16 protein-coding genes are annotated in these 25033 nt (G+C 42.2%); 12 read left to right on the forward strand and 4 right to left on the reverse strand.

Translation table 11 applies throughout. The features are described from left to right. Positions 1-24: 24 nt before the first annotated feature. The 6 genes from CPIN_RS04745 (at position 25) to CPIN_RS04770 (ending at position 10477) form a co-directional block, all read left to right on the forward strand. Positions 25-1380 carry an efflux RND transporter periplasmic adaptor subunit gene (locus CPIN_RS04745; protein WP_012788637.1) on the forward strand — a complete coding sequence of 452 codons (1356 nt, stop codon included), beginning with the start codon at positions 25-27 and terminating at the stop codon, positions 1378-1380. Between the two features lie 350 nt (positions 1381-1730). After that, complete coding sequence (locus tag CPIN_RS04750; RefSeq protein ID WP_012788638.1) at positions 1731-2018, forward strand: hypothetical protein; 288 nt, start codon at positions 1731-1733, stop codon at positions 2016-2018. Positions 2019-2139: 121 nt separating this feature from the next. Further along, positions 2140-4182, forward strand: coding sequence for a glycoside hydrolase domain-containing protein (locus CPIN_RS04755; RefSeq protein ID WP_012788639.1), 2043 nt, complete (start codon positions 2140-2142; stop codon positions 4180-4182). Between the two features lie 365 nt (positions 4183-4547). Continuing rightward, positions 4548-5570, forward strand: coding sequence for an NAD(P)H-dependent glycerol-3-phosphate dehydrogenase (locus CPIN_RS04760; protein WP_012788640.1), 1023 nt, complete (start codon positions 4548-4550; stop codon positions 5568-5570). A 90-nt stretch (positions 5571-5660) separates the two neighbouring features. Continuing rightward, a complete protein-coding gene (locus CPIN_RS04765; RefSeq protein ID WP_012788641.1) occupies positions 5661-8942 on the forward strand; it encodes a SusC/RagA family TonB-linked outer membrane protein in 3282 nt (1093 codons plus the stop codon). Positions 8943-8962: 20 nt separating this feature from the next. Then, the gene (locus CPIN_RS04770; protein WP_012788642.1) at positions 8963-10477 is read left to right on the forward strand and encodes a SusD/RagB family nutrient-binding outer membrane lipoprotein; all 1515 of its coding nucleotides are present in this window, start codon (positions 8963-8965) and stop codon (positions 10475-10477) included. Between the two features lie 53 nt (positions 10478-10530). Here CPIN_RS04770 and CPIN_RS04775 read toward each other — a convergent pair whose 3' ends face one another. The 4 genes from CPIN_RS04775 to CPIN_RS04790 all read right to left on the reverse strand — a co-directional run bounded on the left by CPIN_RS04775 (position 10531) and on the right by CPIN_RS04790 (position 14027). Beyond that, positions 10531-10860 (reverse strand): DoxX family protein, encoded by a 330-nt coding sequence (locus tag CPIN_RS04775; RefSeq protein WP_222838180.1) that lies wholly within the window; start codon positions 10858-10860, stop codon positions 10531-10533. Positions 10861-10917: 57 nt separating this feature from the next. Continuing rightward, positions 10918-12228, reverse strand: a complete 1311-nt coding sequence (locus CPIN_RS04780) for a DEAD/DEAH box helicase (protein ID WP_012788644.1) — start codon at positions 12226-12228, stop codon at positions 10918-10920. A gap of 35 nt (positions 12229-12263) precedes the next feature. Continuing rightward, on the reverse strand, positions 12264-13412 hold the full coding sequence (locus tag CPIN_RS04785; RefSeq protein ID WP_012788645.1) for a FecR family protein: 1149 nt from the start codon (positions 13410-13412) through the stop codon (positions 12264-12266). A gap of 66 nt (positions 13413-13478) precedes the next feature. Next, positions 13479-14027 (reverse strand): RNA polymerase sigma factor, encoded by a 549-nt coding sequence (locus CPIN_RS04790; protein WP_012788646.1) that lies wholly within the window; start codon positions 14025-14027, stop codon positions 13479-13481. A 358-nt stretch (positions 14028-14385) separates the two neighbouring features. Here CPIN_RS04790 and CPIN_RS04795 point away from each other — a divergent pair, with 358 nt between their 5' ends. From CPIN_RS04795 to CPIN_RS04820, 6 genes are all read left to right on the forward strand, one after another. Further along, positions 14386-17757, forward strand: a complete 3372-nt coding sequence (locus CPIN_RS04795) for a SusC/RagA family TonB-linked outer membrane protein (RefSeq protein WP_083781065.1) — start codon at positions 14386-14388, stop codon at positions 17755-17757. A gap of 27 nt (positions 17758-17784) precedes the next feature. Beyond that, complete coding sequence (locus CPIN_RS04800; RefSeq protein ID WP_012788648.1) at positions 17785-19173, forward strand: RagB/SusD family nutrient uptake outer membrane protein; 1389 nt, start codon at positions 17785-17787, stop codon at positions 19171-19173. A gap of 62 nt (positions 19174-19235) precedes the next feature. Continuing rightward, positions 19236-21785, forward strand: coding sequence for a metallophosphoesterase (locus CPIN_RS36330; RefSeq protein ID WP_012788649.1), 2550 nt, complete (start codon positions 19236-19238; stop codon positions 21783-21785). A gap of 181 nt (positions 21786-21966) precedes the next feature. Further along, a complete protein-coding gene (locus CPIN_RS04810) occupies positions 21967-22278 on the forward strand; it encodes a hypothetical protein (protein WP_012788650.1) in 312 nt (103 codons plus the stop codon). An 85-nt stretch (positions 22279-22363) separates the two neighbouring features. Continuing rightward, entirely contained in the window at positions 22364-22888 is a 525-nt protein-coding gene (locus CPIN_RS04815) for a hypothetical protein (RefSeq protein ID WP_012788651.1), read from the forward strand. 15 nt (positions 22889-22903) lie between these two features. Beyond that, on the forward strand, positions 22904-23773 hold the full coding sequence (locus CPIN_RS04820) for a metallophosphoesterase family protein (protein WP_012788652.1): 870 nt from the start codon (positions 22904-22906) through the stop codon (positions 23771-23773). The last annotated feature ends 1260 nt before the right edge of the window (positions 23774-25033 follow it).

A 25033-nucleotide genomic window follows, 5' to 3' on the forward strand; every position in this document is an offset into this window, starting at 1 on the left:
TCCCTTTTGAAATAACGCCGTTTTATGAAGAGAAAGACACTTTTCTGGATCCTGGGGATCATCATTGTGCTGATCGCTATTTTCGCCTTGAGCAATGCACGCAAGGATGACAGCATTAAAGTGGCTGTCGATAAGGCAGAAGATAAAAATATCATTGAGGTGGTATCTGCCAGTGGCAAGATCTACCCTGAAACAGAAGTTAAGGTGAGCTCCGACGTATCAGGCGAAATCGTAGACCTTCCGGTACTGGAAGGCGATTCTGTTAAAAAAGGACAGGTGCTGGCGCGTATCTATGCGGATGTCTATGGCTCCGTAAGAGATAAGGCGACAGCTTCCCTCAGCCAGGCACAGGCACAACTGGCGAATACTGCCGCTTCTCTCAACGCATTTAAAGCCAAACTGGAACAAAGTAAAGCTGCTTACGATCGTAACAAGGAACTGCTGGCACAGAAAGTAGTGTCCCGTAGTGAATTTGAAACTGCCGAAGCGACTTACCGTTCTGCCCTGGCGGACTACAATGCTGCCGCAGAACAGGTGAACAGTAACCGTTACGCGGTGCAGAGCGCCAAAGCTGGTGTGACGGAAGCCAATACCAACCTCCAGCGTACGACGATCGTAGCGTCTATGGATGGTGTGGTATCCCTGTTGCCGGTAAAGAAAGGGGAGCGTGTGGTAGGTACCGGACAAATGAGTGGTACTGAGATCATGCGTATTGCTGATCTGAATATTATGGAAGTACAGGTGGATGTTGGTGAAAACGATATTCCCCGTGTAAAATATAATGATACTGCTATCGTAGAAGTGGATGCCTACAGTGATCGTAAGTTCAAAGGCATTGTAACGCAGATTGCCAGCTCCAGTAAAGGTGCTGCTACTGCGTCTGCTGCGACTACCTCTTCTGCAGAACAGGTGACCAGCTACATCGTACATATCCGTATCCTGGCCGAAAGTTATGCTGATCTGATTGATCCGGCACATCCAAAGAACTTCCCTTTCCGGCCGGGTATGAGCGCCAGTGTTGATATCCAGACCCGCAGAAAGAATAATGTGCTGGCGGTGCCTATTAATGCGGTAACTACCCGTGATGTGGTGGATAGCTCAAAAGCGGTAGGTGCGAAAAAAGAAGATCTGGCGGCAGCAAAAGAAAGCGGCAAGAATCAAAAAGAGGTTGTTTTTGTATTGCAGGCGGATAAAACCGTACGTCAGGTTATCGTAACAACCGGTGTGCAGGATGACGCGAATATTGAGATCCTGAGCGGATTGAAACCGGGAGAGACGATTATCAGCGCTCCTTATTCTGCAGTATCAAAAGATCTTGAACAAGGAAAGAAAGTAAATGTGGTACCTAAGAAAGAACTATTCGAAGGAACCGGTAAATAGATATTTCAGTAATTGTAAAAAAGGGAACGGCTTCGTGTATACGGAGCCGTTCCCTTTTTTATATATCGTTCTCCCGGATGTCTTCGACAGTCATTGTGCGGGTTAATGTGGTATTATGAATATTACTTATGGAGCTTTATTCACCAGTGAGTGAATTGAGTACTCAAAATCTTACCAAAATTGCCTGTAGAATCTACTGTTAAGACATTCATTTTTATGTTTCCGGATTAGCCTGGATGCCTTCTATTGCATGGATAATCAGCTGTTTAGGAGACACGGAAAAACTTAACATTGCCCTGTGTTAATTTAATATTAAATTTATGTTATCACATCAAATAAAGTTACATAATATGTCAAGTACAGATACTGCGAAGCCCGCCAGACCTGCCAAATCATCCCGAAAAGAAGCTCGCGACACCATAGAAAAGAAGCTGGACCTCCTGTTGGTAGACCTGAAAAATGAGTTAGGAGATACGAAGTTCAAAAACAGAATTAAGAAAGCTGCGAAACTTTTGAGCAAAGGGTTGGACAAGAAGAAAAAGGCAGCAATCGTGAAGAAGAAAGCGACAAAGAAAGCAGTAAAGGGTGCAAAACCAGTTAAAGTGAAAGCTGAAGCCACAACAAAAGCCGCTGAATAAATAATTGCCATCCGCTTTAAATGCGGTATCCTTTTATTTCTTGGTAATAAATAATTAACGGTCCGCCAGTAACAGTTAACTGTTATTTGTGGGCCGTCTGCTATATATTTAGGGCTTTTGTATGAAAAAGTCGCTAATATATCTACTGAGCCTGCTTTCTCTAACGGCAGTTGCTCAGCAATCAGGTCAGGTGAATGTGTTCCTGGGTTCTTCCGGGGACAACGGACAAATGTCTCCCGCTGCTTCCTATCCTTTCAGTATGGTGAGCATTGGTCCCGAAACGTATCCTTCCACTCATACAGGATATGAGTATTATGCTAAAGAATTTCTTGGATTTACCCACAACCGTATGGAGGGTGTAGGCTGCCAGGGTTGCGGTGGTAACCTGCTGCTGCGTCCTTTTCTGGGGGATGGTCCGGTAAAAGCGGATCTTATCAAGTATGAAGAGCAGGCTTCCCCTGGTTATTATCATGTAGGATTCACCAACGGTATTAAGGCATCTTTTACCGTTTATAAGAATGCAGGTCTGCATCAGTATACTTTCCCTGAAGGAAAGAAAGGGCTATTACTGGATCTCGGATTTGCCCATGTCGGCCGTTTTGTGGCCGAGGAGCATACCATAGAAGGTAATGCAGTAAGCGGATGGGTGGAATCCAGAACTACCTGTAGTGCCGGTATTTATAGAGTATATTATTACGTAGAAACTGATCGTCCAGTAAAATGGACCGCTACGCAGGCGCATGAACTGGTAGCTGATGTAACTGATAATAACCTGGGTGTAAGGATAGGGTTATCCTCCGTTAATGCTACGTATGCAAAGGCAGCTATAACGAAGGATGCATTTGATATGGTAAAGGTTAGGAGTGAGAAAGCGTGGAATGATATGCTGGGACATATTAAGGTGAAAGGGGATCCTGCAAGGGAGAAGCTGTTTTATTCCCTGTTTTATCGTTCTATCCAGTCTCCTTATGTAGTATCGGAGCCAGATGGCGCATATGCTGCCACTAATGGTACTTTACAACACACTAACAGTAAGATGTATAATGGCTGGGCGATCTGGGATAACTACCGTGCGCAGCTACCCTTATTGTCTATTGCTTTTCCGCAGGAATACCAGGACATGACGAACTCTATTGCAGGGTTGTATGCCCATGGTAAAAAAGACTATGCAACACTGCATGAGCCTTCCATTACTGTAAGAACAGAGCATGCTGTCGTCGTACTGCTGGATGCCCTGAAAAAAGGCTATAAGTTCGATTTTAATGCCATTGCTGACTCTGTAGAGAAGGAAATTAAAGGATTGGATTATGCGCATCCTGATAAGGCGCTGGAGTCTTCCTATGATGCGTGGGCACTGGCGGAACTCTATTATGCACAGAAAGATAAAGCCCATGGAGACCAGTATAAAGTTCAGGCGGCAGATTATAAAAAGTACTGGTTGAAAGACTTCCAGGATCTCACAAAACGAGATGTAGACCGTATGCAGGCAAGAGGATTGTACCAGGGTACGATCTGGCAATACCGCTGGTTTGTGCCCTTCGATCTGAAAGGGTTGATGGAGCTGTGTGGAGGTGAGCAGGCATATCTTTCCCAGCTGGATGAATTCTTTGATAATGATTACTACTGTCATGCGAACCAGCCGGATCTGCAGACGCCGTTCATGTATAATGTGACCAACCAGCCCTGGAAGTCACAGGCGCTTGTTCATAAGATAGCTGTTGATACCATGGTACAGCACTACTTCAATGATAACAGTCGTGGTATCGGTTCCGAGATCGGCCCGATCTATAAGAACCAGCCGGCAGCCTATGTCAGGACAATGGATGACGATGCCGGTACGATGTCTTCCTGGTTTGTACTGGTATCTACCGGTATATTCCCGGCGTGTATCGGTTCGCCGGTATACTACCTGAACGTGCCTTTATTTGAGTCTGTTGAATGGCAGTGGCCGGGTGCAAAACCGTTCTCTGTACAGGTGAAGAATTTTGGTCCTAAGAACGTATATATTAAAGAGGTGTGGCTGAATGGCAGGAAGCTGGACCGCAACTGGATCACGCATAGCGAGATCGCGAAGGGCGGTAAACTGGAGATTGTAGCCAGTGATCAACCAGATATGCAGCAGGGCCTTGGTAATAAATGGATAGCAGATATTACCCGCCAGTAATTTAACTAAGTTGCTCTTAATTAAATGAGGTGATTGCTATATAAGCTGCAGAGGTCTCCCAGTTAGCCATCCTTATATGGGTTAGGGCAGCTTCTGCTATGGTTCAGATACCTAGCGGACTGACCCCCGCTTTTAAGACGATTGGGCAGTGGTGGTGGGGCTATGCAGGGAAGCATTAAGGGACGTTAGCTGGTTGCAGGAGGCTGGTTAAGGTGAGCATAGGCATCTGAACCTCCGTTGTAAGCACCGGTAGATGGATTAATTGTGAGGTAGGCGTGGGATATCTGGGAGACCTATGTTTTTTTTGACCGCCAGGAAAAGGAGACTTAACGATATGGTCATATTAGCAGGTAAAATTCCTTACTTTGCGAGAAAAAGACAGATACGTGAAAGCAGGTATTATTGGTAGCGGCAGTTGGGCAACAGCATTGGCCAAGATTTTAACAGATAATGGTAATCAGATTTCCTGGTGGATCCGGAATGAAGACACGATCCGCTATATGCAGCTGCGTCATCATAACAGGCATTATCTCACCTCCGTGTATTTTGACACGAATATGGTGAAACTGAGCAGCAACCTGGAAGAGGTGGTGGCTGCAAGTGATGTGCTGGTGCTGGCGGTACCTTCTGCTTTCCTGGAGGATGTGATGTTGCAGTTGTCACCTGAGGCACTGAAAGGCAAGAAGGTGGTGAATGCGGTAAAGGGTCTGGTACCAGGGAGCAACTTGCTGATCAACGATTATCTGTCGGATATTTTTGAGCTTCCGCTGGAACAGTATTATGCGATTACCGGTCCTTGTCATGCGGAAGAGGTAGCGAATGAGAAACTGTCTTACCTGACTTTTTCAGGCTTACAGGAGTCAGCTGCACAGTCTATTGCGGATATGTTCACTAACACTTATCTGCAAACGATCGTGAATCGCGATGTGATTGGAGTGCAACTGGCAGCGGTGCTGAAGAATATCTATGCTTTAGGTGCAGGTATTGCACACGGACTGGAATATGGAGATAACTTCCTCAGTGTATATATTACCAATTGTTTCCGGGAGATGCAGTCTTTCCTGGAAGCGTATGGAAAAGATCATAGCGAAGCAGGTGCACATAATTATAACGCCAGCGCCTATCTGGGCGACTTGTTAGTAACCTGTTATTCTTTGCATAGCCGTAACCGTACCTTCGGTAATATGATTGGTAAGGGCTATTCTGTGAAGGCGGCCCAGCTGGAGCTGAACATGATTGCAGAGGGCTATTATGCCAGCAAATGCCTGTTTGAAATGAACATGGAAGTGGGTGCTTATATGCCTGTTGCGCAGGCGGTATATACTATATTATGGCAGAACTTAAATCCACGAGAAGCCTTCCTTTCCCTTGAAAAGGGATTTATTTAACTGATTGTTAACGTCTTGTTAAAATAGCGATAAGATAGGATTGTAACCTTCGCAGCAGAATTCATCAACCACTAAAACTTGTATTCTGCTATGCGCTACACACGTCTATGCCTACAATTCCTATCGTTAGGCGTTTTCCTTCTTTTATTTTCCGTGAGTGTGATGGCCCAGCAGGCTATCAGCGGGAAAGTAATTTCCGGGGACGACAAGCAGCCATTACCTGGTGCAACCATACAGGTAAAAGGTGCATCTAAAAAGACCATTACAGATAATGCCGGCAATTTCAGCATTCAAGCCGGGAACAGTGACATCCTTATTATCAGTAGTATCGGATTTACCACACAGGAAGTAAGTGCTGCTCAGGCAGCCAATATCGTGCTTCCTACTGATACCCGTGGACTGGGTGAGGTAGTGGTAACTGCATTAGGTATCAAAAAAGAACGTAAAAAGTTAGGTTATTCTATACAGGAGGTGAAAGGTGAAGACCTGACTGTAGCAAGGGAATCTAACGTAGTTAATCAGCTGGCTGGTAAAGTAGCTGGTGTAACTGTAATTGGTAGCCCGTCGGGCGTAGGTGGATCCGCAAGGGTATCCATCCGTGGTGAAAGATCAGTAGATCTTAACAAGAACCAGCCATTATACGTAGTGGATGGTGTGCCTATCAGCAATGCGATCAATGGCGGTTCCGGTAGCAATAACCTGGAAGTGGACTTTGGTAACGGCGCCAGTTTCATCAACCCGGATGATATTGAGAGCATGAACGTACTGAAAGGACCTGCTGCTGCGGCCCTGTATGGTTCCCGTGCGGCGAATGGTGTGGTAATGATCAAAACCAAATCCGGCCGCAAACAGAAAGGTCTGGGTGTGGAAGTGAACAGCAACATCACTCTGGAATCAGCTTTAAAACTGCCTGAATACCAGAAAACGTATGGTCAGGGTAACGCCAGCGGCGGTGATTTCGCCTTTGTAAACGGTGGCGGCGCTGGTTTATCAGATGGAACAGATGAAGGCTGGGGTCCTGCTTTCCGTGGACAACTGTTCCCGCAGTTCAATTCCCCTCGTACCCTGAATGGCCAGGCTATCCCTTATACAGGCGGTGACATGAATGCACCGGCAGGTAGCGTGATCACACCAAGCACCTGGGAGGCTGACAATGATAACCTGAAGAATTTCTTAGAGACAGGCAGAACTTTCACCAATAACGTAGCCCTGGTAGGCGCTAACGATAATGGTGATTTCCGTCTGAGCTATACAAATCTTAATCAGACCGGTATAGTACCTAATACTGATCTGAAAAGAAATACAACCAGTTTTTCAGCTGGCTACCATTTCACGCCAAAATTCACCGCAAAAGCATTCGTAAGCTATATCAAGAGTGAAAGTGACAACCGTCCTTCTATCAGTTATGGTACTGAGAGCATCATGTACCTGTTTAACTGCTGGTTGCCGGCTTCAGTGAGAGTAAGCGATCTGAAGCGTCTGTGGCAGCGTGGTCTGGACAACAGACAACAGTATAACTGGAACTACAACTACCATGACAACCCATATCTGACCGTATATCAGAATACGAATGGTCAGTATTATGATCGTCTGATCGGTAATGTTGTTTTAAGATATGATCTCGCCAGCTGGTTGAACCTACAGGTACGTACTGCTACTGACTGGAGCAATGAGCGTCGCGAGTATCGCAGGGCTTTCAGTACACAGCGTTTCCCTTACGGTGAGTACCGTGAAGTGAACATTGTAAATGAAGAGCGTAACACAGATTTCCTGTTCGCAGCAGATAAAGAGATCAATTCTAATTTCTCTTTCAATGCGACCCTGGGTGGTAACCAGATGCGTCAGACTTCCCGTTTCAACGAGGATATTGCTGGTCAGCTGAACATTCCTAATGTATATCGTCTGACAAACTCCCGCATTGCGCTGGTATCTAACCAGAATAATGTTGGTAAGCGTATCAACAGTTTCTACGGATCAGCAGGAGTTTCTTATAAGAACAAGCTGTTCCTGGATGTAACCGGTCGTAATGACTGGAGTAGTGCACTCACACTGCCGGAAGATCTGAAAGCTTTCGGACAGGAGCAGAATTCTTATTTCTATTCTTCCGTAGCCCTGAGTGCTATTATCAGCGATATGGTGAAACTGCCATCTGTGATCAGTTTTGCGAAACTGAGAGGAAGCTTTGCACAGGTAGGTAATGATACCGATCCATTTGCCTTTACACAGACCTTTAATCGTAGCGATCCGTTTGGCGCTTCTCAGATCTATGGCGAAACCAGCCGTTTATCTAACCTGAATCTGAAACCGGAAATCAGCAATGCCTTTGAATTTGGTGCTGACATCCGTTTCTGGCAGAATAGGGTAGGACTGGACCTGACTTATTACCAGAGTAATACAAAGAACCAGATCCTGAACATTCCTTTATCTAACACCAGTGGTTATGAAAGTCGTGTGATCAATGCAGGTTCTATCCGTAATCATGGTTTTGAGGTTATGCTGAATGTGACGCCGATCAAGACTAAATCTTTCAACTGGGATGCTTACGTGAACTTCTCTACTAACCGCAGTAAGGTACTGGAGCTGACTGACGGTCTGACCAACTATGTAATGGCTGACAGAAACGTATCAGTAGAAGCGAGAGTAGGAGAGCGTATGGGTGACCTGTATGGTATTGGCTTCGCACGCGTACAGAACACAGATGCGAATGCACCTTACTATGATGCAAGCGGTCAGTATACCGGTCAGATGGTATTCGCAGCGAATGGGCGTCCGGTGGCTACTACCGAAAGAATCAGACTGGGTAACTATAACCCTGACTGGCTGATGGGTATCGGCAATACATTTACTTATAAAGGTGTACGTCTGAGCTGTCTGTTTGATGTGCGTCATGGCGGTAAACTCTATTCATTGACACAGACCGTAGGTCGTGAAGGCGGTATCATCAAAGAGACCCTGGAAGGACGTGCAGATGGTTATGATATGAGCAAAGCAGGCAATGGCGTGATCGGATCGGGTGTGGTACAGGCGGCAGATGGTAAGTTCAGTCCTAACACCACGAAGGTAGCGGTACGCGAGTGGCACAGTGCCTGGACTGGTGGTCGTAACATCGCTGAGGGAGTAATGTATGATGCGTCATTTGTAAAACTGCGTGAACTGCAGATCGGTTATTCCTTCCCCGGATCATTTAAAAAGGGGGTGATCAAAGGTATGAACGTATCACTGGTAGGCCGTAACCTCTTCCTGTGGGATAATGTACCACACGTAGATCCAGAGGTGATGTCTTATTCCGGCGGTACAGCCCTGCCTGGTATTGAGTATATGAGCCTGCCAAGCAGCCGTAGCTACGGTGTGAACCTGAGTTTTAAATTATGATCACCTTAAAACAAGCAATCATGAAATTCTTTAAGATATTTTTACTGGCCGGCCTTTTATCATCCTGTACACACGACTTTAGTGATACCAACACTAATGAGAACAACCCCACTAATGTGACACCTGATCTGCTGTTAAGCGGGGTGATCAAGAATATGATGAGTAACCAGGTGAATACTGCCTGGGGTATTGGTAACATCGTCGCGCAGCATCATGCCAAGATACAGTTTGTAAATGAGGACCGTTATCTGTGGGGTGAGCAGAATGGCGTATGGGACGATGTTTACAATAACTATCGTAACCTGCAGAACATCTTTACGGCTGTAGGAGCGGATTCTACGAATCCATACCTGGGTGTATCCCTGGTACTGAAGTCCTGGATGTTTGCGCTGGCGACGGATACTTATGGCGATGTACCTTATTCAGAAGCCGGCAGGGCTAAACTGGAAGGTAAATACCAGCCGAAGTATGATGACCAGGAATCGATCTATGCCGGTATTCTGGCTGATCTGAAGAGAGCGAACAGCTATCTGGCGAAGAGCGGTACTACCCTGGATGGAGACATCTTGTATGGTGGTGGCGCGAATGCTATCCTGAAATGGCGTAAGCTGGCTAATTCCCTGAGACTTCGTTACCTGTTGCGTTTGTCTAAGCGTAAAGATGTCAGTGCGGAGATGGCGGAGATGCTGTCTAATCCGTCTAGTTACCCGGTATTTACGGATAATGCGGACAACGCTGAGTTGAAGTATCTGTCAGCTGCCCCTAACCAATGGCCTTTGTATGATGCCCGTGTGGGTTCATTTGATGAATTCAGGGTGAGTAAGACGCTAAGTGACCGTCTGACGACATTAAACGATCCTCGTCTGAAGGTATTTGGTCGTCCGAGCCAGCGTTCAGTGGCTGCCAATGCACCAAAGATCGAAGGTATTCCGAATGGTTTGAGTGATGTAAATGCGCTGGCTTATAATGGCGGTGTACAGGGCGTATCCAGAGTAGGGTACACGTTTGCCTGTCTGGTATGTAACGACATCGGACAGGCGGCGCCGGATCCGGCAGCACCAAGGGCCTTAATCATGACTTATGCGGAGTTACAGTTTACGCTGGCGGAAGCGAGAGAGCGTAATATGATTACTGTCGGCGATGCGGCTACTTATTACAACAATGGTATTACTGCCAATTTCAGCTACTGGAAGAGCATAGTACCGTCTCAATATGGTATTGATGTGACGATGCCGGCTAACTATCTGACCCAGGCGACAGTTGCATATACTGGTACCCAGGCAGAGAAACTGGCAAAGATCGCTTTACAGAAGTGGGTAGCTTATTATTTCAACGGACTGGAAGCATGGTTTGACTGGAGACGTACTGGTATGCCTGAAATCGTGCCAGGCCCATCTAACCTGAACAACAACCAGGTACCGGTAAGATTTATCTATCCTCAGAAGGAGCAATCATTGAATGGCGGCAATCGTGGAGATGCTGTTAAACGTCAGGGCGCTGATAACCTGAATACACGCATGTGGATTGCGAAATAAAATATTTACTTTTTGCATTGTCCGGCCATTTCTGCAAGGGGATGGCCGGATTTTTATTTTGTGAACTTCCAGGCCCACCAGACCAGTACAAACTGTAGGGGAAGCCGTAAAAGGGCCAGCCAGAGCATAGGATGTTTCGTTGCATAGTAGTTGATGGCCATCTGGATATTAGCGGGAAATACGGCCAGGAGAAGGCCAATGATGATCCAGGCGCCTATATTCCGTGAAGCGGCAGGCAGGAGCAGTAAGCCCCCTGCCACTTCCACACCGCCGCTGATGTATACGAGTTCGGTCTGGAAGGGCAGCCAGGGAGGCATGATGCCTATATAAATTTCCGGATTGATGAAGTGATTGATACCGGCGGCCACATAAATGGCTGCCATAATATATAAGGAAATCCTACTGCGCATATCATATAAACGCGAATTCCCCCAAGTAGTTTATTTCGCTACATCAATGTTTACTTTCTTATTCTTAATCTTTTCGTTCTTTATCAGAGAGAGGGTATGAGCGGCTTTGCTTTTCCTTACGGCAACGAAGGAGAAGAAGTCTTTTACCTCGATCAGCCCTACATCTTCTTTTTTCAGCTGTCCTTTGTTGGTCAGGAAGCCCACAATGTCAACTTTATTGACTTTGTCTTTCTTACCAGCGCTGATGTAGAAGGTGGTCCATTTTGGTTTTTCCGGCAGTTCATATTTATCCTCAAGGGTAATGAGTTCCGGATTTTCTTCTACATAGGAAGGCATTTTTTCATCCGGGCCAATGATCAGGATGGCGGTACCACTGGCATCCATTCTGGCGGTACGACCATTACGGTGGGTGTAGGTATCGGCAGTATGAGGCAGGTGGTAGTGAACGATATATCTGATGTTAGGGATGTCGAGTCCGCGTGCGGCGAGGTCGGTGGTTACCAGGATATTACTGGTACCGTTTCTGAACTTGCAGAGGGCGGCGTCTCGGTCGCGTTGTTCCATGGCGCCATGGTAGAATACGGAGGTAAGTCCGCTGTCTTTCAGAAATGAGTTGGTACGTTCTACGGCTTCGCGGTGGTTGCAGAAGATGATGGTGGAGCGGTTACCGAGGAAGCATACGAGTCGGAAGAGGGTATCGAGTTTATCTTTATCCTCACTTTCCACGTATTTTATTGCGAGGGCTTCTGACTTTTCTTCTGTGAGGAAGTTGAGTCTGACAGGCTCTTCGATACCTACGAAGCCGGGTATATCTACTGCTTCGGTGGCGGAGGTCAGGATCCTCTTTTTCAGACCTGGCAGGGATTCGATGATAAATTCTATTTCGTCCTGGAAGCCCAGTTCGAGGGATTTATCGAATTCGTCCAGCACGAGTAGCTTGATACCAGCGGGTTTAATATTCTCTCTGCGGATGTGGTCGCCGAGTCTGCCGGGGGTACCGATGATCAGTGCGGGTGCTTCCAGCAGGTTATTTTCTTCTGTTTCACGCAGGTGTCCACCGTAGCAGCAGGTTACTTTAAAACCTGTGGTCATGGTTTTCCAGACCTTTTCGATCTGCATGGCGAGTTCGCGGGAAGGCGCTATGACGAGGGCCTGGGTACCAGGCGTAGTTTTGTCTAATTGTTCCAGGATCGGGATCAGGAAACCGAGGGTCTTACCTGAGCCGGTATTGGAGAGAAGAATGACATTGTCGGCCTTTTGATTGGCGTCAATGGAAGCGATCTGCATCTCATTGAGTGCGTCGATTTTAAAGGCGTTGAGTATGGAGGCGTATTTTTGCATCGGGGCAAAAGTACGGATTTCTTCGGGAGCGGTATTTAACGGATATGGAGTACGCCGTCTTTGTAGTAGGAATCAGCTCCTGTGGTCAGCTTTATAGCGTCCAGGAACTCCTGAACAGGTTCCGCTTTCAGGATGGTGCCTGTAAACTTCTTTTCAGCGACGGCGGGGTTGTCGATGACAACTTTTACACCGTACCAGCGGGGGAGTACCTTGGTGATTTCAGTCATCGGGGCATTATCCAGTTTATACCTTCCCTGAATCCAGAGTAATTCGTTTTCGTTTAAAGCAGTCAGCGTTGTCCCTTTATTTTCCAGGTAGGTAATTGCTTGTCCTGGTTTGAGAATGGTTTGTTTCTCTGCGTTGGCAAAGGAAACGGCGCCTTCTACCAGGGAGACTTTTATACGTCCGGAGTCGTAAGTATTCACGTTAAAAGCGGTTCCGAGCACCTGTACGGCACCTTTGGGGGTATGCAGGATAAATGGCCGGTTATGGTCTTTTGCGACCTGTAAGTAGGCTTCTCCGTCAACAAATACCTCTCTGGTATTGCCGGTGAAATGGAAGGGGAATTGGAGGGAGGTAGCGCTATTCAGGAAGACGATGGTGCCGTCAGACAGTGTGATGTGGTAATCCATGCCGGGAGGTACCCATAGTTTGTTGACCTGTTCAGTGGTATTGGTATTATCTTTTGTGGAGTAGGTGAGGGAATGATTGTTATTCCTCAGTTGTGTTCCTCCGGTGAGGGTAATACTATCTTTAGGGGCAGAGAGATCGATGACTTCTCCATTGGATAACTGCAGTTGCAGTGTTGTTTTGTTAAGGGCCAGCTCCTGGCTTGGTGTTATGCTATCAGGATGGCTGGTAAAAAGCGGGTATATAAAAACAACGATGGCGGCTATGGATGCGGCGATGAGCAGCATACTAAAAGCACGGCCATTCCTTTTACGGCGTTTTCTGCTTTTCAGTTCATCTTCGATAAGCGCGAAGTCGGCTTCGCTATCGAGATGTTGTATGGCGGGTTCACTGGACCAAATGGCGTATTCCTGCTGAAGCTGTTCGAATTCGGTTTTTAGTTCCGGATGTTCTTTAAATGCATTTTGAAGGAGTTGCTCATCTGTTTCGTTAATAACCCCCATCACCACTTTTTCATTCATCAGTTGATGAATATGATCCCTGTCTAATTCCATGAGTTATTATTAATTCAAGTATAAGAGTATTGCGCTCCCAAAATGGGTGATATAATTATATGATTATTATGACAATTTTTCACGCAATGTTTTAATTGCGGTAGCGAGGTGCGTCTTGACAGTATTATCGCTTAAACCCATTATGCTGGCTACTTCTTTTCTCTTCATGCCCTGAAGGACATAGAGTTGGAATGCTTTGCTTCTTTGTGCTGGCATAAATTTCAATAGTTCATTCACTTTATTGTCGATATAGTCGCGGACAGTTGGCTCGTTTTCTTCTTCCAGGTGTACGGTTGGCTCTTCCTGTGAAGAATAGTATTCCTGTTGTGATTTTTGCAGACTCTTCTGTCGTTTTAGGATAAGCATACAATTGTACCGTATGGAGATATATAGATATCCCTTGAGGTTGGTGTGTATATTATTGTATCGCTTTTTTTCGAAGAAGTCTATAAAGAACTCCTGTATTACGTCTTTTGCTTCTTCTACATCACCTAAAAGCCGGCTGGCTTCGAACAACAGTAGCTTTTCGAAACGCAAGTACATAGTCTTATACGCCTTTGTATCCCCGGATTTTAGTTCTTGTAACAGCAAGTCGTCATTCACATCGGTGTGCATGCTGATTAGTTCTGGTATGAATGATTATGAATGAAAAGCACGGTGCAAGCTAGTATGCTCTACGTTAATATCATAATGTTTCCCATTAATTTATTATTGTCTGTTCTGATGTACGACACTTTAATTTACGCTCTTTCTTTTGAATTATTTCTTAATAATCAGTTAACATAGCCGGAAAGCCCCTATTTTCCTATATCTCCGCGGGTGGGTGAGCCTGTCCCGAAAAAAAATGTACTCCTGAATTCACCCATTTTTCAGGAGGGCTATTCTTTAAGGATAGAAAGGGGTAACCTAGCTAAATTCATTACCAAATATCGTCAGGTGACTGTGTATTAACTAACCATTTAGTCTTGTCCTTATGCATCAAAAATTTACTCACTGCTACGCAACCCGTAGCTTAATGGGCATTCTTTGCCTGTTACTTCCCTGTATTCAAGCCGTTGCGCAGAAGAGTACGCAACCTGGCAGAAATGTTACACTCACCAGTAGTCGTATCGCGCTGGGGGATGTTTTCAATGTCATTGAAAAACAAACCGGCGTTTTGCTGTTCTTTGGAGACCTTAATACGAATCAGACTGTTGGCGTGAAATTCGTCGCGACACCGGTAGAAGTGGCACTGGGAGAAATGCTGCCGCCGATAGGACTGACTTATGAATATGTGAAAGGAAATAAGGATAAGATATTTATAAAGTCGATTATGCCGAGTAAGAAGGATACGGTCATGATGACGAGTATTAGTGGGGTGGTGACGGATGAAAAAGGGGAGCCGCTGCCAGGAGCAAGTGTGAGAGTGAAAGGGACGAATGTAGGGACGGCTACGGAGCGAAATGGGAGTTTTACGTTGAGGCGTAATAGTGAGAAAGATGTGTTGCAGGTGAGTTTTATGGGGTTTACAATGGCGGAGATACCAGTTGGCGGAAAGGCAAATGTGAAGGTGAGGTTAAGGCAAGAGGAGAATAGTCTGCAGGTGGTCACGGCTTATGGAACGACGGAGAAAAGGGCTGTGACCGGGGCAATGACCATTGTGAAGGGCGCGGATATACAGAATTTGCCGAATAGGTCTTTTGATAAGAGTTTGATGGGTGTGGTGCCTGGTTTGTTAGTGACACCTGGTACCGGGCAACCTGGTGGTGGGATAGCTAATTTTGTGTTGAGGGGAATTGCAACGTCGGCGGATCCGAGGAATGGGTCGACTGTAAGGAATCCATTGATATTGATAGATGGTATTCCTGTTTCGCAGGAGACGACACAAATGTCTTTTTCATATGACTCATATACAACTTCTATTAATAATCCCTTGGCGCAGTTAAACCCTTCAGATATTGAGAGTATATCGGTTCTTAAAGATGCTTCGGCAATTGCACTATATGGTGCAAAGGCAAGTAATGGGGTGATACTTATTACCAGTAAGAGGGGAAAGGCCGGGAAAACCAGATTTGAATTCAGACATCAGACGGATATTTCTAAAGCTATTTCCAATAGACAACGAACACTTACTCAAGATGAGTATTTAAAGTTGCTATACGAAACATATAAAAATACAGATCCAATTAAGTGGACAGATCAAGCCATAAAAAGCGACCTTTTTTCAAAATTTTCCTACCGTGTAAATGGGAATGATACAATATTCTATCCTGCTGCTGATTGGAGAAAGGAGCTGTATAATGATGTGGCACCAACGATATCAAATGAGCTGTCCGCATCAGGAGGTAATGATAATACTAACTTTTTCTTAAACTTTGAATATACCAAACAGAACGGTGTTATCAGGGGAACGGGATATGATCGGAAATCTGTACGATTTAATTTTGAAAACCGACCAACGAAATGGTTGAGGCTCGGGCTAAACAATTTCCTTTCATATAACGTACAAAATTACGCCGGCTCTGCTGGTGGGGCCGGCGATATGGACGCCGCTGCGATAGCATTAATGTCTCCTTTAAATCCCATTCGCCTGGATAACGGAGACTTTCAACTTAATTATGCAGTAGGTGGTTCCTCCCAAAATCAGGTAAATCCAGCAGCTGCATTAGCATATAATACAAATAAGAATACAGCATATAGAGCTCTTACCAAAGTTTCGGCCGAAGTCTCTTTTTTAAAAAATTTTAAGATCACCTCCAACCTGGGTGTCGATTTTATGTTTTCTGAGGCCAAGGAAAAGGTCGATACGCGGCTCTCTGATCCTTTAACACTTTCGATTGGTGGTAAAATAGAGGAACAGGATGTTCGTAGGGCTAACATAATAAACACTAATATGCTGAACTATAATCAGATTTTCTCAAACATTCATGAGCTGAATTTGATTGTCGGACAGGAAGCTCAAATAATGAACCAAAGGACAATGGCTGTAGCAGTAGGAAACCTGGGTTCATTTTATTATGATCAAATATCAAGTCCGGGTGCAACAATAATGAGGCAAAGTGGATATGTTTTAAAGGAAACATTGCTGTCTTATTTCGCACAATTGAATTATGGATTTGGGAAAAAGTATTTTCTGACAGGTACTATCAGAAAGGATGGGTCTTCCAGATTTGGCGCTGATAAGAGATTTGGTACTTACTGGTCGACTGGAATAGGATGGGTGATGACGTCAGAAGATTTCATGAGTACAGTTTCGCAATATCTCAACTATCTCAAGATTCGTGGAAGTATTGGAGCCGCCGGAAACGCCGGTGCTATAAATAGATTTACTCCGTATGATCAATCTTCTATCGCCAAGTACCAGAATGCTACAGCAGTTTATACTTCGACCCCAGGGAATCCGGACGTAAAATGGGAGAATACGTTAAGCTGGGATGCTGGTGTAGAAGGCTCTATTATAAAAAACAGGGTATCGTTTACTGCAGATATATATCAACGTAACACATCTAATCTAATCTACACAATTAATTTACCGCTGAGTTCAGGATTTAGCTCAATGCTTGGTAACCTCGGGAAAATGCGCAATCGAGGAGTTGAAATTTCTTTGTCAACTGATGTCATTAAAACAAAACAATTTACCTGGAATATTAATGCGAACTGGAGTACAAACCGTAACACGCTGGTGAAGGCGGATGTACCCCTTGCCGCGACAGTTGTAGGGCCAACAGCTAATAAAGAAGGGGAGAGCTTTAACTCCTTTTATGCAATTAAATGGGCAGGTGTAAATCCCTCAAGTGGAAACTCGCAGTGGCTGGATAGTGTTGGTAAACCTAATGAGGACCCTAATGCTGCCAAAAGAGTTATTATTGGACAAACACAACCCAAAGCATTCGGGTCGATTACTTGTAGATTTAACTGGAAAGCATTTGATTTATCATCAATGTTTTATTATCAATATGGTTATTTAATATACGATGACAGCCGTTTTGTGAATGACGGTTATTCTCCTTACAGCAATCAGGGAGTGAATGCACTAGATCGTTGGCAAAATCCTGGTGATATTGCGTCTAATCCTAAACGCCTATTGTCAAATGCCTTAGGAGGGGCGACAATTTATTCAAGTCGGTTTCTTTTTAGCGGCGATTATATAAGATTACAAAACGTTGTTGTTGGGTATACATGTCCTGAGAGTATTACCCAAAAGTTACGCATAAGTGGAGCCAGGATATTTGTGCAAGGGAGCAATCTGGCTTTATGGAGTTCTTCTCCGGCACTGGATCCGGCGACCGTAAATGTAGCTGGCTTCTCAAGTACCAGTTATCCAATGCAAAGATCTATTTCTGTTGGCCTAAATGCAAAATTCTAATCGCAATTTTTTCAAAAAAGTAATATTATGAAATGGTGGAAAATAGGTATTTTTTTCATGACTACTTTGCTTTTCATGGCATGTAAAAAAGGATTTCTTGATGTGCCTGATAAAACGGTGCTATTAAAGGAAGCATACGTGAAAGATCTTACCACGTTGGATGATTATTTAAATGGTGTTTATGTAGGGATGGCAGCAGAATTTTATGAGGGCCAATATGCAGTATATCCTGATTTGGTATCTGATAACGTGAAAACAACTGTCGGAGGATTCTTATCAGCACATTACATGTGGCAGCAGAATGTGCAGACCGCAAATTTAGACGTTTTATGGCAGACAGGTTATCGTCTGGTCCGAGAATGCAGCTTTGTTATTGAAAAGTCTAATGAGTTCAGAGAGGAAGATGGCTTAAAGGCGAACAGGATAAAAGGCCAGGCATTGGCATTGAGGGCATTGCTACATTCATATCTAGTAAATCTTTTTGCGCAGTCTTATAACTATACAATTGATGGCAGGCATCCAGGCATACCTTATATTACCACATCAGATAGAGAAATAGCTGTTTCCCGCCAAACAGTGAATGAGGTGTACAACTATCTAGTGTCTGATCTTCAGGAAGCAATGCAGTTATTGCCTAAGGCTATCGCGTCAAATAAGCGAATGAACTACTATGCGGCGGAGGCTTTGCTGTCTAGGGTGTATCTTTTTAGACAGATGTATTCCGCATCTAAGGACATGGCTTTGGATGTAATTGAACATGTGCCATTAATGTTACAAAACTACCCTGAGAAATCATATACAGATCAGGAGACAGATGCGTTATTTCAATTAGTCCCATCAAATTTTGGAAAAAGCGGTTATTCTACAAGCTTTCTGGGATTGTATTTTGGCTATAATATTTATTATCCAACAGATGATATTGCAGAACTTTTAAGAAGCAATTATTCGGATAAAAGAAGTAAATGGATTTCCTTGGATACGGTATCAAAAAAATGGATTGTTACGAAATTTCCTGAGGGTGTTACTGGAGACGCGTATGGCCCGATAGGAGATTATTATTTGACGCTGTTTAAAAGTTCTGAAATGTATTTAAACGCAGCTGAATCTTATTTTAATCTTAACAAAGAAGACAGTGCAGGGTTTTATATAAATCGTATCAGAAAAAGGGCGGGGATTGACGAGACTTCAGTAACTGGTTCTAATTTAAGAGACTCAATATATCAGGAACGACGCAAAGAATTGGCATTTGATGGTATGAGAATGTTTGATCTTTTACGTTGGAAGAAAGGAGTATATAGAAAAGATGCGCTGAGCGCAAATGTGAGGGAATTATCGTATCCAAATGAGAAAGCTATTGCGCCTATACCTAAGCCAGATGTAGATCTATCTCACCTGAAACAAAATGAAGGCTATTAAATTCACATATGGCCTATATTGATCCGAAAGAGATGTTATGGGTTAAAACTATTTAATTAATTATGGTAAAGAGGTCGTTGGTGTTTGTTTTTTTTCTTATTCTTTGTTATCGCACAATAATAGCTCAAGATCAAAGTAATAAGATTACAATAAGCGTTACAGGAAATGTATCACAATTGGGTGATACCATAGAATTGGTTTATAGCCCCGTCCAATACTGGGGCCAACTCCAGTTGAAGAATATTAGACAGGATCGTGGAAACCTAAAATGGTCTCTGTGTACTGATACCTCGGTTTATATAAGTATTAATGACGCTGCGCATTTTAATATCGGATGGTTTCTACTGGTTGAGCCAGGAGATAGCATTGTTATCAATTGGACAAACAACGTTTTCACTTTTTCAGGAAAAGGTAGCATAAAGCCCAATCTTTTAAAACAAGTATATCAAATTCAAAAAGATGAAAGAAAACCGGACAATCAGTATTATTTCACAACAACTTCCATAGAAGACTATTTGCAATGGAATAATTATTTTAATCGCCTGTACGCTAAAATATTGCCATTAATTGATTCGAAAAAAGATAGTATCCCAAATTCAAGTTATACGTTAATAAGGGCTAATCTAATTGCTGATATTGAGCGGGAGCGTCATATGAAATTCAGGGGATTGTATGTGCTTTTATCAGATACGACAAAGTATAGCACTATAAACTCACGTGCATTAGAAAATATCTTTGATTCCACTTGTTTTTCGCAACCTGCCGTATGGGCACGGTCGCTGCCATTGAAAGATATTGTTGACGCGACATTCGTATCTCACCAGTTATTGCGGGGATTAGGTTTTCCAAGTTTAAGGGCCTTTTCTGAAAGTGCATCCTCAAAATTGGATAGTTATTATTTGATGGATAGTATAGGTAGAAGAGAATATGTAGGTAATGCCAAAGAGAGCTTTTTACTAAATCAAACTTGCAGAATACTTAAAAAAAATGGATTTACTCCAGATGTACTAGATATTTTGGATAGATATTATGCCAGTGCTGCGAACATTTCCTGTAAAAGTTATCTTCTGAACTACGAGAATATGTTGAAGTCACAATTAGTTGGACAACCAATGCCGCAATTTCTTGTTGAAGATGACAACGGGGTGTTTTTTGATCAAAATAGCTTTAAGAGTAAAGTAGTTATTCTTACAATGTTGAATGATCTGGATGAATGTCGTAATTCGTTTTCGGCTATGAAGGAAATTAAGAATAGATTTAAAGATGATCCTAATGCTATTTTCCTAAATATTATTTCAGGTTCTCCTTTAGTTAAGACTTATTCCAAGGCCGATAAGATGGCATATGATTTTATATTACATCCTAGGAGTAAGACAGAAGAAGGAGCACTTTTGAGAAATTATAATGTCTTGCAGTATCCAACAGTTTATGTTACGGATGGAGGCTCAAGAATTATCACATCTCAGGAAGGTGAACTCACAACACATGAGCGCTTAGCATTAATCGATCATATTGGACATCAGCTGGCTCTTTTACATGATGGACCATACGTTCTGAATTCTGACCAAGGTACCGATGTATATACAATCCATGGTAATAGATTAGAAGAATATAAATTAGAAAAAAATCGAATAGTTTCTGTATCAACAGATATTTACAAAAAGAATTTTCTAGTGCCTATTCAACCTAAGTTGGCTATTGAACCATGTGTCTTTGAAAAACCAGATAAGCTACTTGTCTTGTCAGATATTGAGGGAAATTTTAAAGCCTTTAGGAAGATACTTCAAGCTAATGGGGTTATTGACAACAACCTTAACTGGAGCTATGGAACAGGGCATTTGGTATGTAATGGCGATTTCGTTGATCGTGGAAAACAAGTAATGGAGGTTCTGTGGTTGATTTATAAGCTTGAACAAGAGGCTAAAGAAGCAGGGGGATATGTTCATTTTGTTTTGGGCAATCATGAAATTATGAATTTCAATGGCGATATAAGATATGTTAATGCTAAATATAAAAATAGTGCAGCCTTGATAAAAAAGGATTATTCGACATTGATGGCAGAAAATAGTGAGATCGGAAGATGGCTGAGTACAAAAAATATTGTATTGAAAATTGGAGCTGTGCTTTTTGTACATGGTGGTATAAGTGATAAGATACTTGATTTAAACATGTCACTTGATAGTATTAATAGTATGGCCAGAGATTACTATTTTAAAGATAGTATCGCCAGAAAATCCTCAGATGTTAGTTTAAGGTATATATATGACTATGACTTGTCTCCTTTTTGGTATCGTCAATATTATTTAAAAGAGAAACAGAAAATGGTAGCTGGCGTAAACGGTGTTGATACCGTGTACAAAACTTCGGAAGCGGTAATAGATTCTGTGTTGAGCCGTTATAAAGTAAATCATATTGTTACTGGGCATACAATTGTTGGACAGGGAGACAGAATAACCACACACTATAATTGTAAAGTAATAAACACTGATACACGACACGCAGCAGGATTATCCAGTGCACTGCTTATTAAAGATAACTCATTATATGAGGTAGGAATTGATACTTTAAGTATTCAGTTGCTATATCAATCGCCCTCATTAACGCAGAAATAGTATTGTATGTTTATGTGGTCATATTATATTTGATAAGGTGTTGTGTTTATAGATAAGACTTTGTAAAAAACCGATTTATATCGGTTTTTTTTGTGTCTGGTATAAACAGACAGTTACGTTCTAATTTTGTATAGAATGGCCATTCAATTAAAACCTTAGTTTAACTTTTAAAACTCATTTTATGATATCTCTCAAGCAATTCTCCGTGCTCAGCGTCGTTTTGGTTGCTGCATCAGCAGTAACTGCTGCTGTTGTTCCTTCAAAAAAGACAAGTAAAGTAGCTTTTGCCGCAAATGGCAGACTTCAGGCTACTGCTACACCAAGAGTAGCAAATCAGCAAACATGTAAGGTTGTTAGTTCAGGTGCTGCAACATGTTTTGATACAGCAACCGCAACTAACGGTTCTTTGACATCAGGTATCGGTGCAGCGTCATCTTTGACTTTAACTGGTGCTGCCAATGGTAACAATACCACAATTGGTGACATAAGCTAATTGTTATAATGACTAGAATAACTTTCAAGTAATCATTGAAAGTTATTCTAGTTAGATCTTTTCCAAAAGATTCATTTTACTACTTATGCAATTGTTGAATAAGTATTTAGCCGTTCTGTTTATGCTTGCGTTAGTTTTGTGGGGATGCTATTCTAAATCTAACATTGAGGTTAGTGAATTTCCTATTTCTGATGCTGTGGAACAGTCAGCTCTATTTGATAAGTTAGTTCGTTTGACTAAAGTGATACCATTACCAAATCAAAATGACTCATTAGCCTTTTTGATTTTGCCAGTGCATGCGAGTTGTCCTTTTTGCAGAAAAAAAACTATTGATAAGATAGTAAAAAATATTTCCAGCATGGACGACCATCATTTTGTCATTATATCTGCAAATGGAGGTAGAAGGACTATACTGGGATACTTCAGTGAACAGAACTATGGGTTGCCGGAAAGCAAAAGTTTGCAATTAGATAGTACAAATGAGGCGTATAGTTATAAATTATATAGTGATAAGCCAACAATGTATTATTCATATCAGAAGAAAGTCTATAAAAAAGTCGAAGCAGTTCCACATACAGTACGTAAAGACCTCGCACACTTTTTTAGGTAAATCAAATCCTTCAAGATGGGTATCAATCAGAAAATTCGCGTTGCTTTATCCCTTCCTGGCCTGGAAGATGATAATAATTATTTTGCTTTTTTACTGCAATCCAATTTGTCTGAAGAACATTCCATGTTTATTAGTCCTTCCAAGTTATTCGCGGTATCTGATATGAATATCGATTTTTATTTACTCTGTAAAATTTTAATAAGGGCTGGTGTAATGAATCGATACTATCAATGGACATTTGATGAAGGACATTTGATGGTTTGGGCTGATCAAATTGGCAGTGAAAATCTAATTAAATGCTTTTGGTTAATCTACTCTTTAGAAGAGGCTGCTTTAAGAAAAGGCGGTCATGTTCATGTTATTTTGGGAACTGAGACAATTTTAAGCCCTTTAGATAATAAATGGAGATTGCATCAGCCGCAGTATGCCAAAGGAATAGCCCGCAGTACATTTTTATATGATGGTAATAACGAGTTGTGGCGTTGGTTAAATACAAAAAATTTTATTGAACAGATTGGTGAAAATATTTATACTCAACTTGATATTTCACAAAGGTATTTTTTCGGTTATGTGTCAATAACAGAAATTAATAAATCAATACGTGCCAGACACGCTTTTAAAACATTATATAAGGGGCAGAGTCAAAATTCATCGTGTTCAATAAATATTCATGATAACGTTATAATGGACGAATTGCCAGTTATTAATGGCGTTAAAAACATTATAACGCGGCGAAAGAATAGTGAGGGTGAGATTCTATATTGGGCTTTTCAAACCAAGTATTCCGTCGATAAATCATGGACATCTATGTGCAAATTTTTTATGCTGAAGAAGAAGAAATTCTATTTGCGGAATGATCTTGTTGAGAAGCCACATATCCACTAGAGTTGAATTAGCATTGGTTTTTAAGTCTTTCTAATTAGTGGATGCTTTAATGTAAAATTTTATAGAGTTCCGCTTTGTCAAAGAAATATCATTGTTGAATATTCTGATTTTGGCTGCATCCGCTGATGCGACGACAGTCATTGTTTAGCAAACTTTTGAAAAAAATAGTATTTGTTGTTAATGGTAATTTACAATTCAAATTGGCTATGCTCAGCCAACAAACTTGTAAATTTGGTACTCGTATTGCTGTGTGCAATGATACTCTTCCAGGTACATTTGCGTCACCGACAACTTGTTCTCATTAGCGTCATGAACTCTAAATAAACTCGGATTAAATCATACTAACTACACAATTCAATTCAAATTGAAATGTGTTCATCCAGTTCTATTTTTCATTTATCCTTAATCAATACTTATAATACTCAATCTACTCCAATCTATATTTGACGATATAAAGCCAGGAGGACTACTTGTGATATTTGATCTATACAAGATTGAGAAACATTGGCGTTAAATTAATGATTGTTATGAACAGATAGTATTTGATTTATTATACTTATAATTATTGTTTGTTATGAAAAAATTTTTTTTTAAACAGATATCTGTATTGAACTTGGTTATATTAGTGGTTTCTGGTATTACCACTATTGTTTATGCGAACAGGCCCTCTTTGAAGAAGGGTTCTTTTGCTGCAAATGGTAAACTGCAGGCAACTGCTACCCCTCGTATTGCAAACCAGGTAACCTGTAAAATGATTTCTTCCGGGGCCGCTACTTGCTTCGATACGATTACAAATGGATCCGTTTGTGAGAGAGGTTCTAATACAACTATGCTTGGATTTATATCATCTATGACTCTAGAGGTCAATTGCTCAATAAATAACCAGTGCACTACAATAGGCGATGTAAGCTAATATCTATGCGCAAAAGCTTATATTCAAAACTTCATAATGGTTTGATTTTTAATCAATCATCCGTATTGAACTTGATTATTTTATGATTTTCATAGTTTTATCTATATCATATGCTATTCACTCACTCCCTATGATAGGTTTCTTTACCTAGAATAAACAAGTGTGACATATAGCGACTCCTTGCATACAACGACAAATCAACTTATAGACTCGTTATTTTGGTATCTAGTAAGTTATGATATTGCTACTAAGAGGAAGGAAAGGCTGTCTTTTAACTGTTTCAAACAATAGTAATTCCCTCTGTTGATCGCGAAAGTGCTATGGTAGGTATATGAGCTGCTCCGTTC

This window comes from Chitinophaga pinensis DSM 2588, assembly GCF_000024005.1.
Classification (GTDB): domain Bacteria; phylum Bacteroidota; class Bacteroidia; order Chitinophagales; family Chitinophagaceae; genus Chitinophaga; species Chitinophaga pinensis.

What these genes read in the sequence shown, in the direction of transcription:
- CPIN_RS04745 (WP_012788637.1), top strand. Translation starts at nt 25, where the DNA reads ATGAAGAGAAAGACACTTTTCTGGATCCTGGGGATCATCATTGTGCTG.
- CPIN_RS04750 (WP_012788638.1), top strand. Translation starts at nt 1,731, where the DNA reads ATGTCAAGTACAGATACTGCGAAGCCCGCCAGACCTGCCAAATCATCC.
- CPIN_RS04755 (WP_012788639.1), top strand. Translation starts at nt 2,140, where the DNA reads ATGAAAAAGTCGCTAATATATCTACTGAGCCTGCTTTCTCTAACGGCA.
- CPIN_RS04765 (WP_012788641.1), top strand. Translation starts at nt 5,661, where the DNA reads ATGCGCTACACACGTCTATGCCTACAATTCCTATCGTTAGGCGTTTTC.
- CPIN_RS04770 (WP_012788642.1), top strand. Translation starts at nt 8,963, where the DNA reads ATGAAATTCTTTAAGATATTTTTACTGGCCGGCCTTTTATCATCCTGT.
- CPIN_RS04775 (WP_222838180.1), bottom strand. Translation starts at nt 10,860, where the DNA reads ATGGCAGCCATTTATGTGGCCGCCGGTATCAATCACTTCATCAATCCG.
- CPIN_RS04780 (WP_012788644.1), bottom strand. Translation starts at nt 12,228, where the DNA reads ATGCAAAAATACGCCTCCATACTCAACGCCTTTAAAATCGACGCACTC.
- CPIN_RS04785 (WP_012788645.1), bottom strand. Translation starts at nt 13,412, where the DNA reads ATGGAATTAGACAGGGATCATATTCATCAACTGATGAATGAAAAAGTG.
- CPIN_RS04790 (WP_012788646.1), bottom strand. Translation starts at nt 14,027, where the DNA reads ATGCACACCGATGTGAATGACGACTTGCTGTTACAAGAACTAAAATCC.
- CPIN_RS04795 (WP_083781065.1), top strand. Translation starts at nt 14,386, where the DNA reads ATGCATCAAAAATTTACTCACTGCTACGCAACCCGTAGCTTAATGGGC.
- CPIN_RS04800 (WP_012788648.1), top strand. Translation starts at nt 17,785, where the DNA reads ATGAAATGGTGGAAAATAGGTATTTTTTTCATGACTACTTTGCTTTTC.
- CPIN_RS36330 (WP_012788649.1), top strand. Translation starts at nt 19,236, where the DNA reads ATGGTAAAGAGGTCGTTGGTGTTTGTTTTTTTTCTTATTCTTTGTTAT.
- CPIN_RS04810 (WP_012788650.1), top strand. Translation starts at nt 21,967, where the DNA reads ATGATATCTCTCAAGCAATTCTCCGTGCTCAGCGTCGTTTTGGTTGCT.
- CPIN_RS04815 (WP_012788651.1), top strand. Translation starts at nt 22,364, where the DNA reads ATGCAATTGTTGAATAAGTATTTAGCCGTTCTGTTTATGCTTGCGTTA.
- CPIN_RS04820 (WP_012788652.1), top strand. Translation starts at nt 22,904, where the DNA reads ATGGGTATCAATCAGAAAATTCGCGTTGCTTTATCCCTTCCTGGCCTG.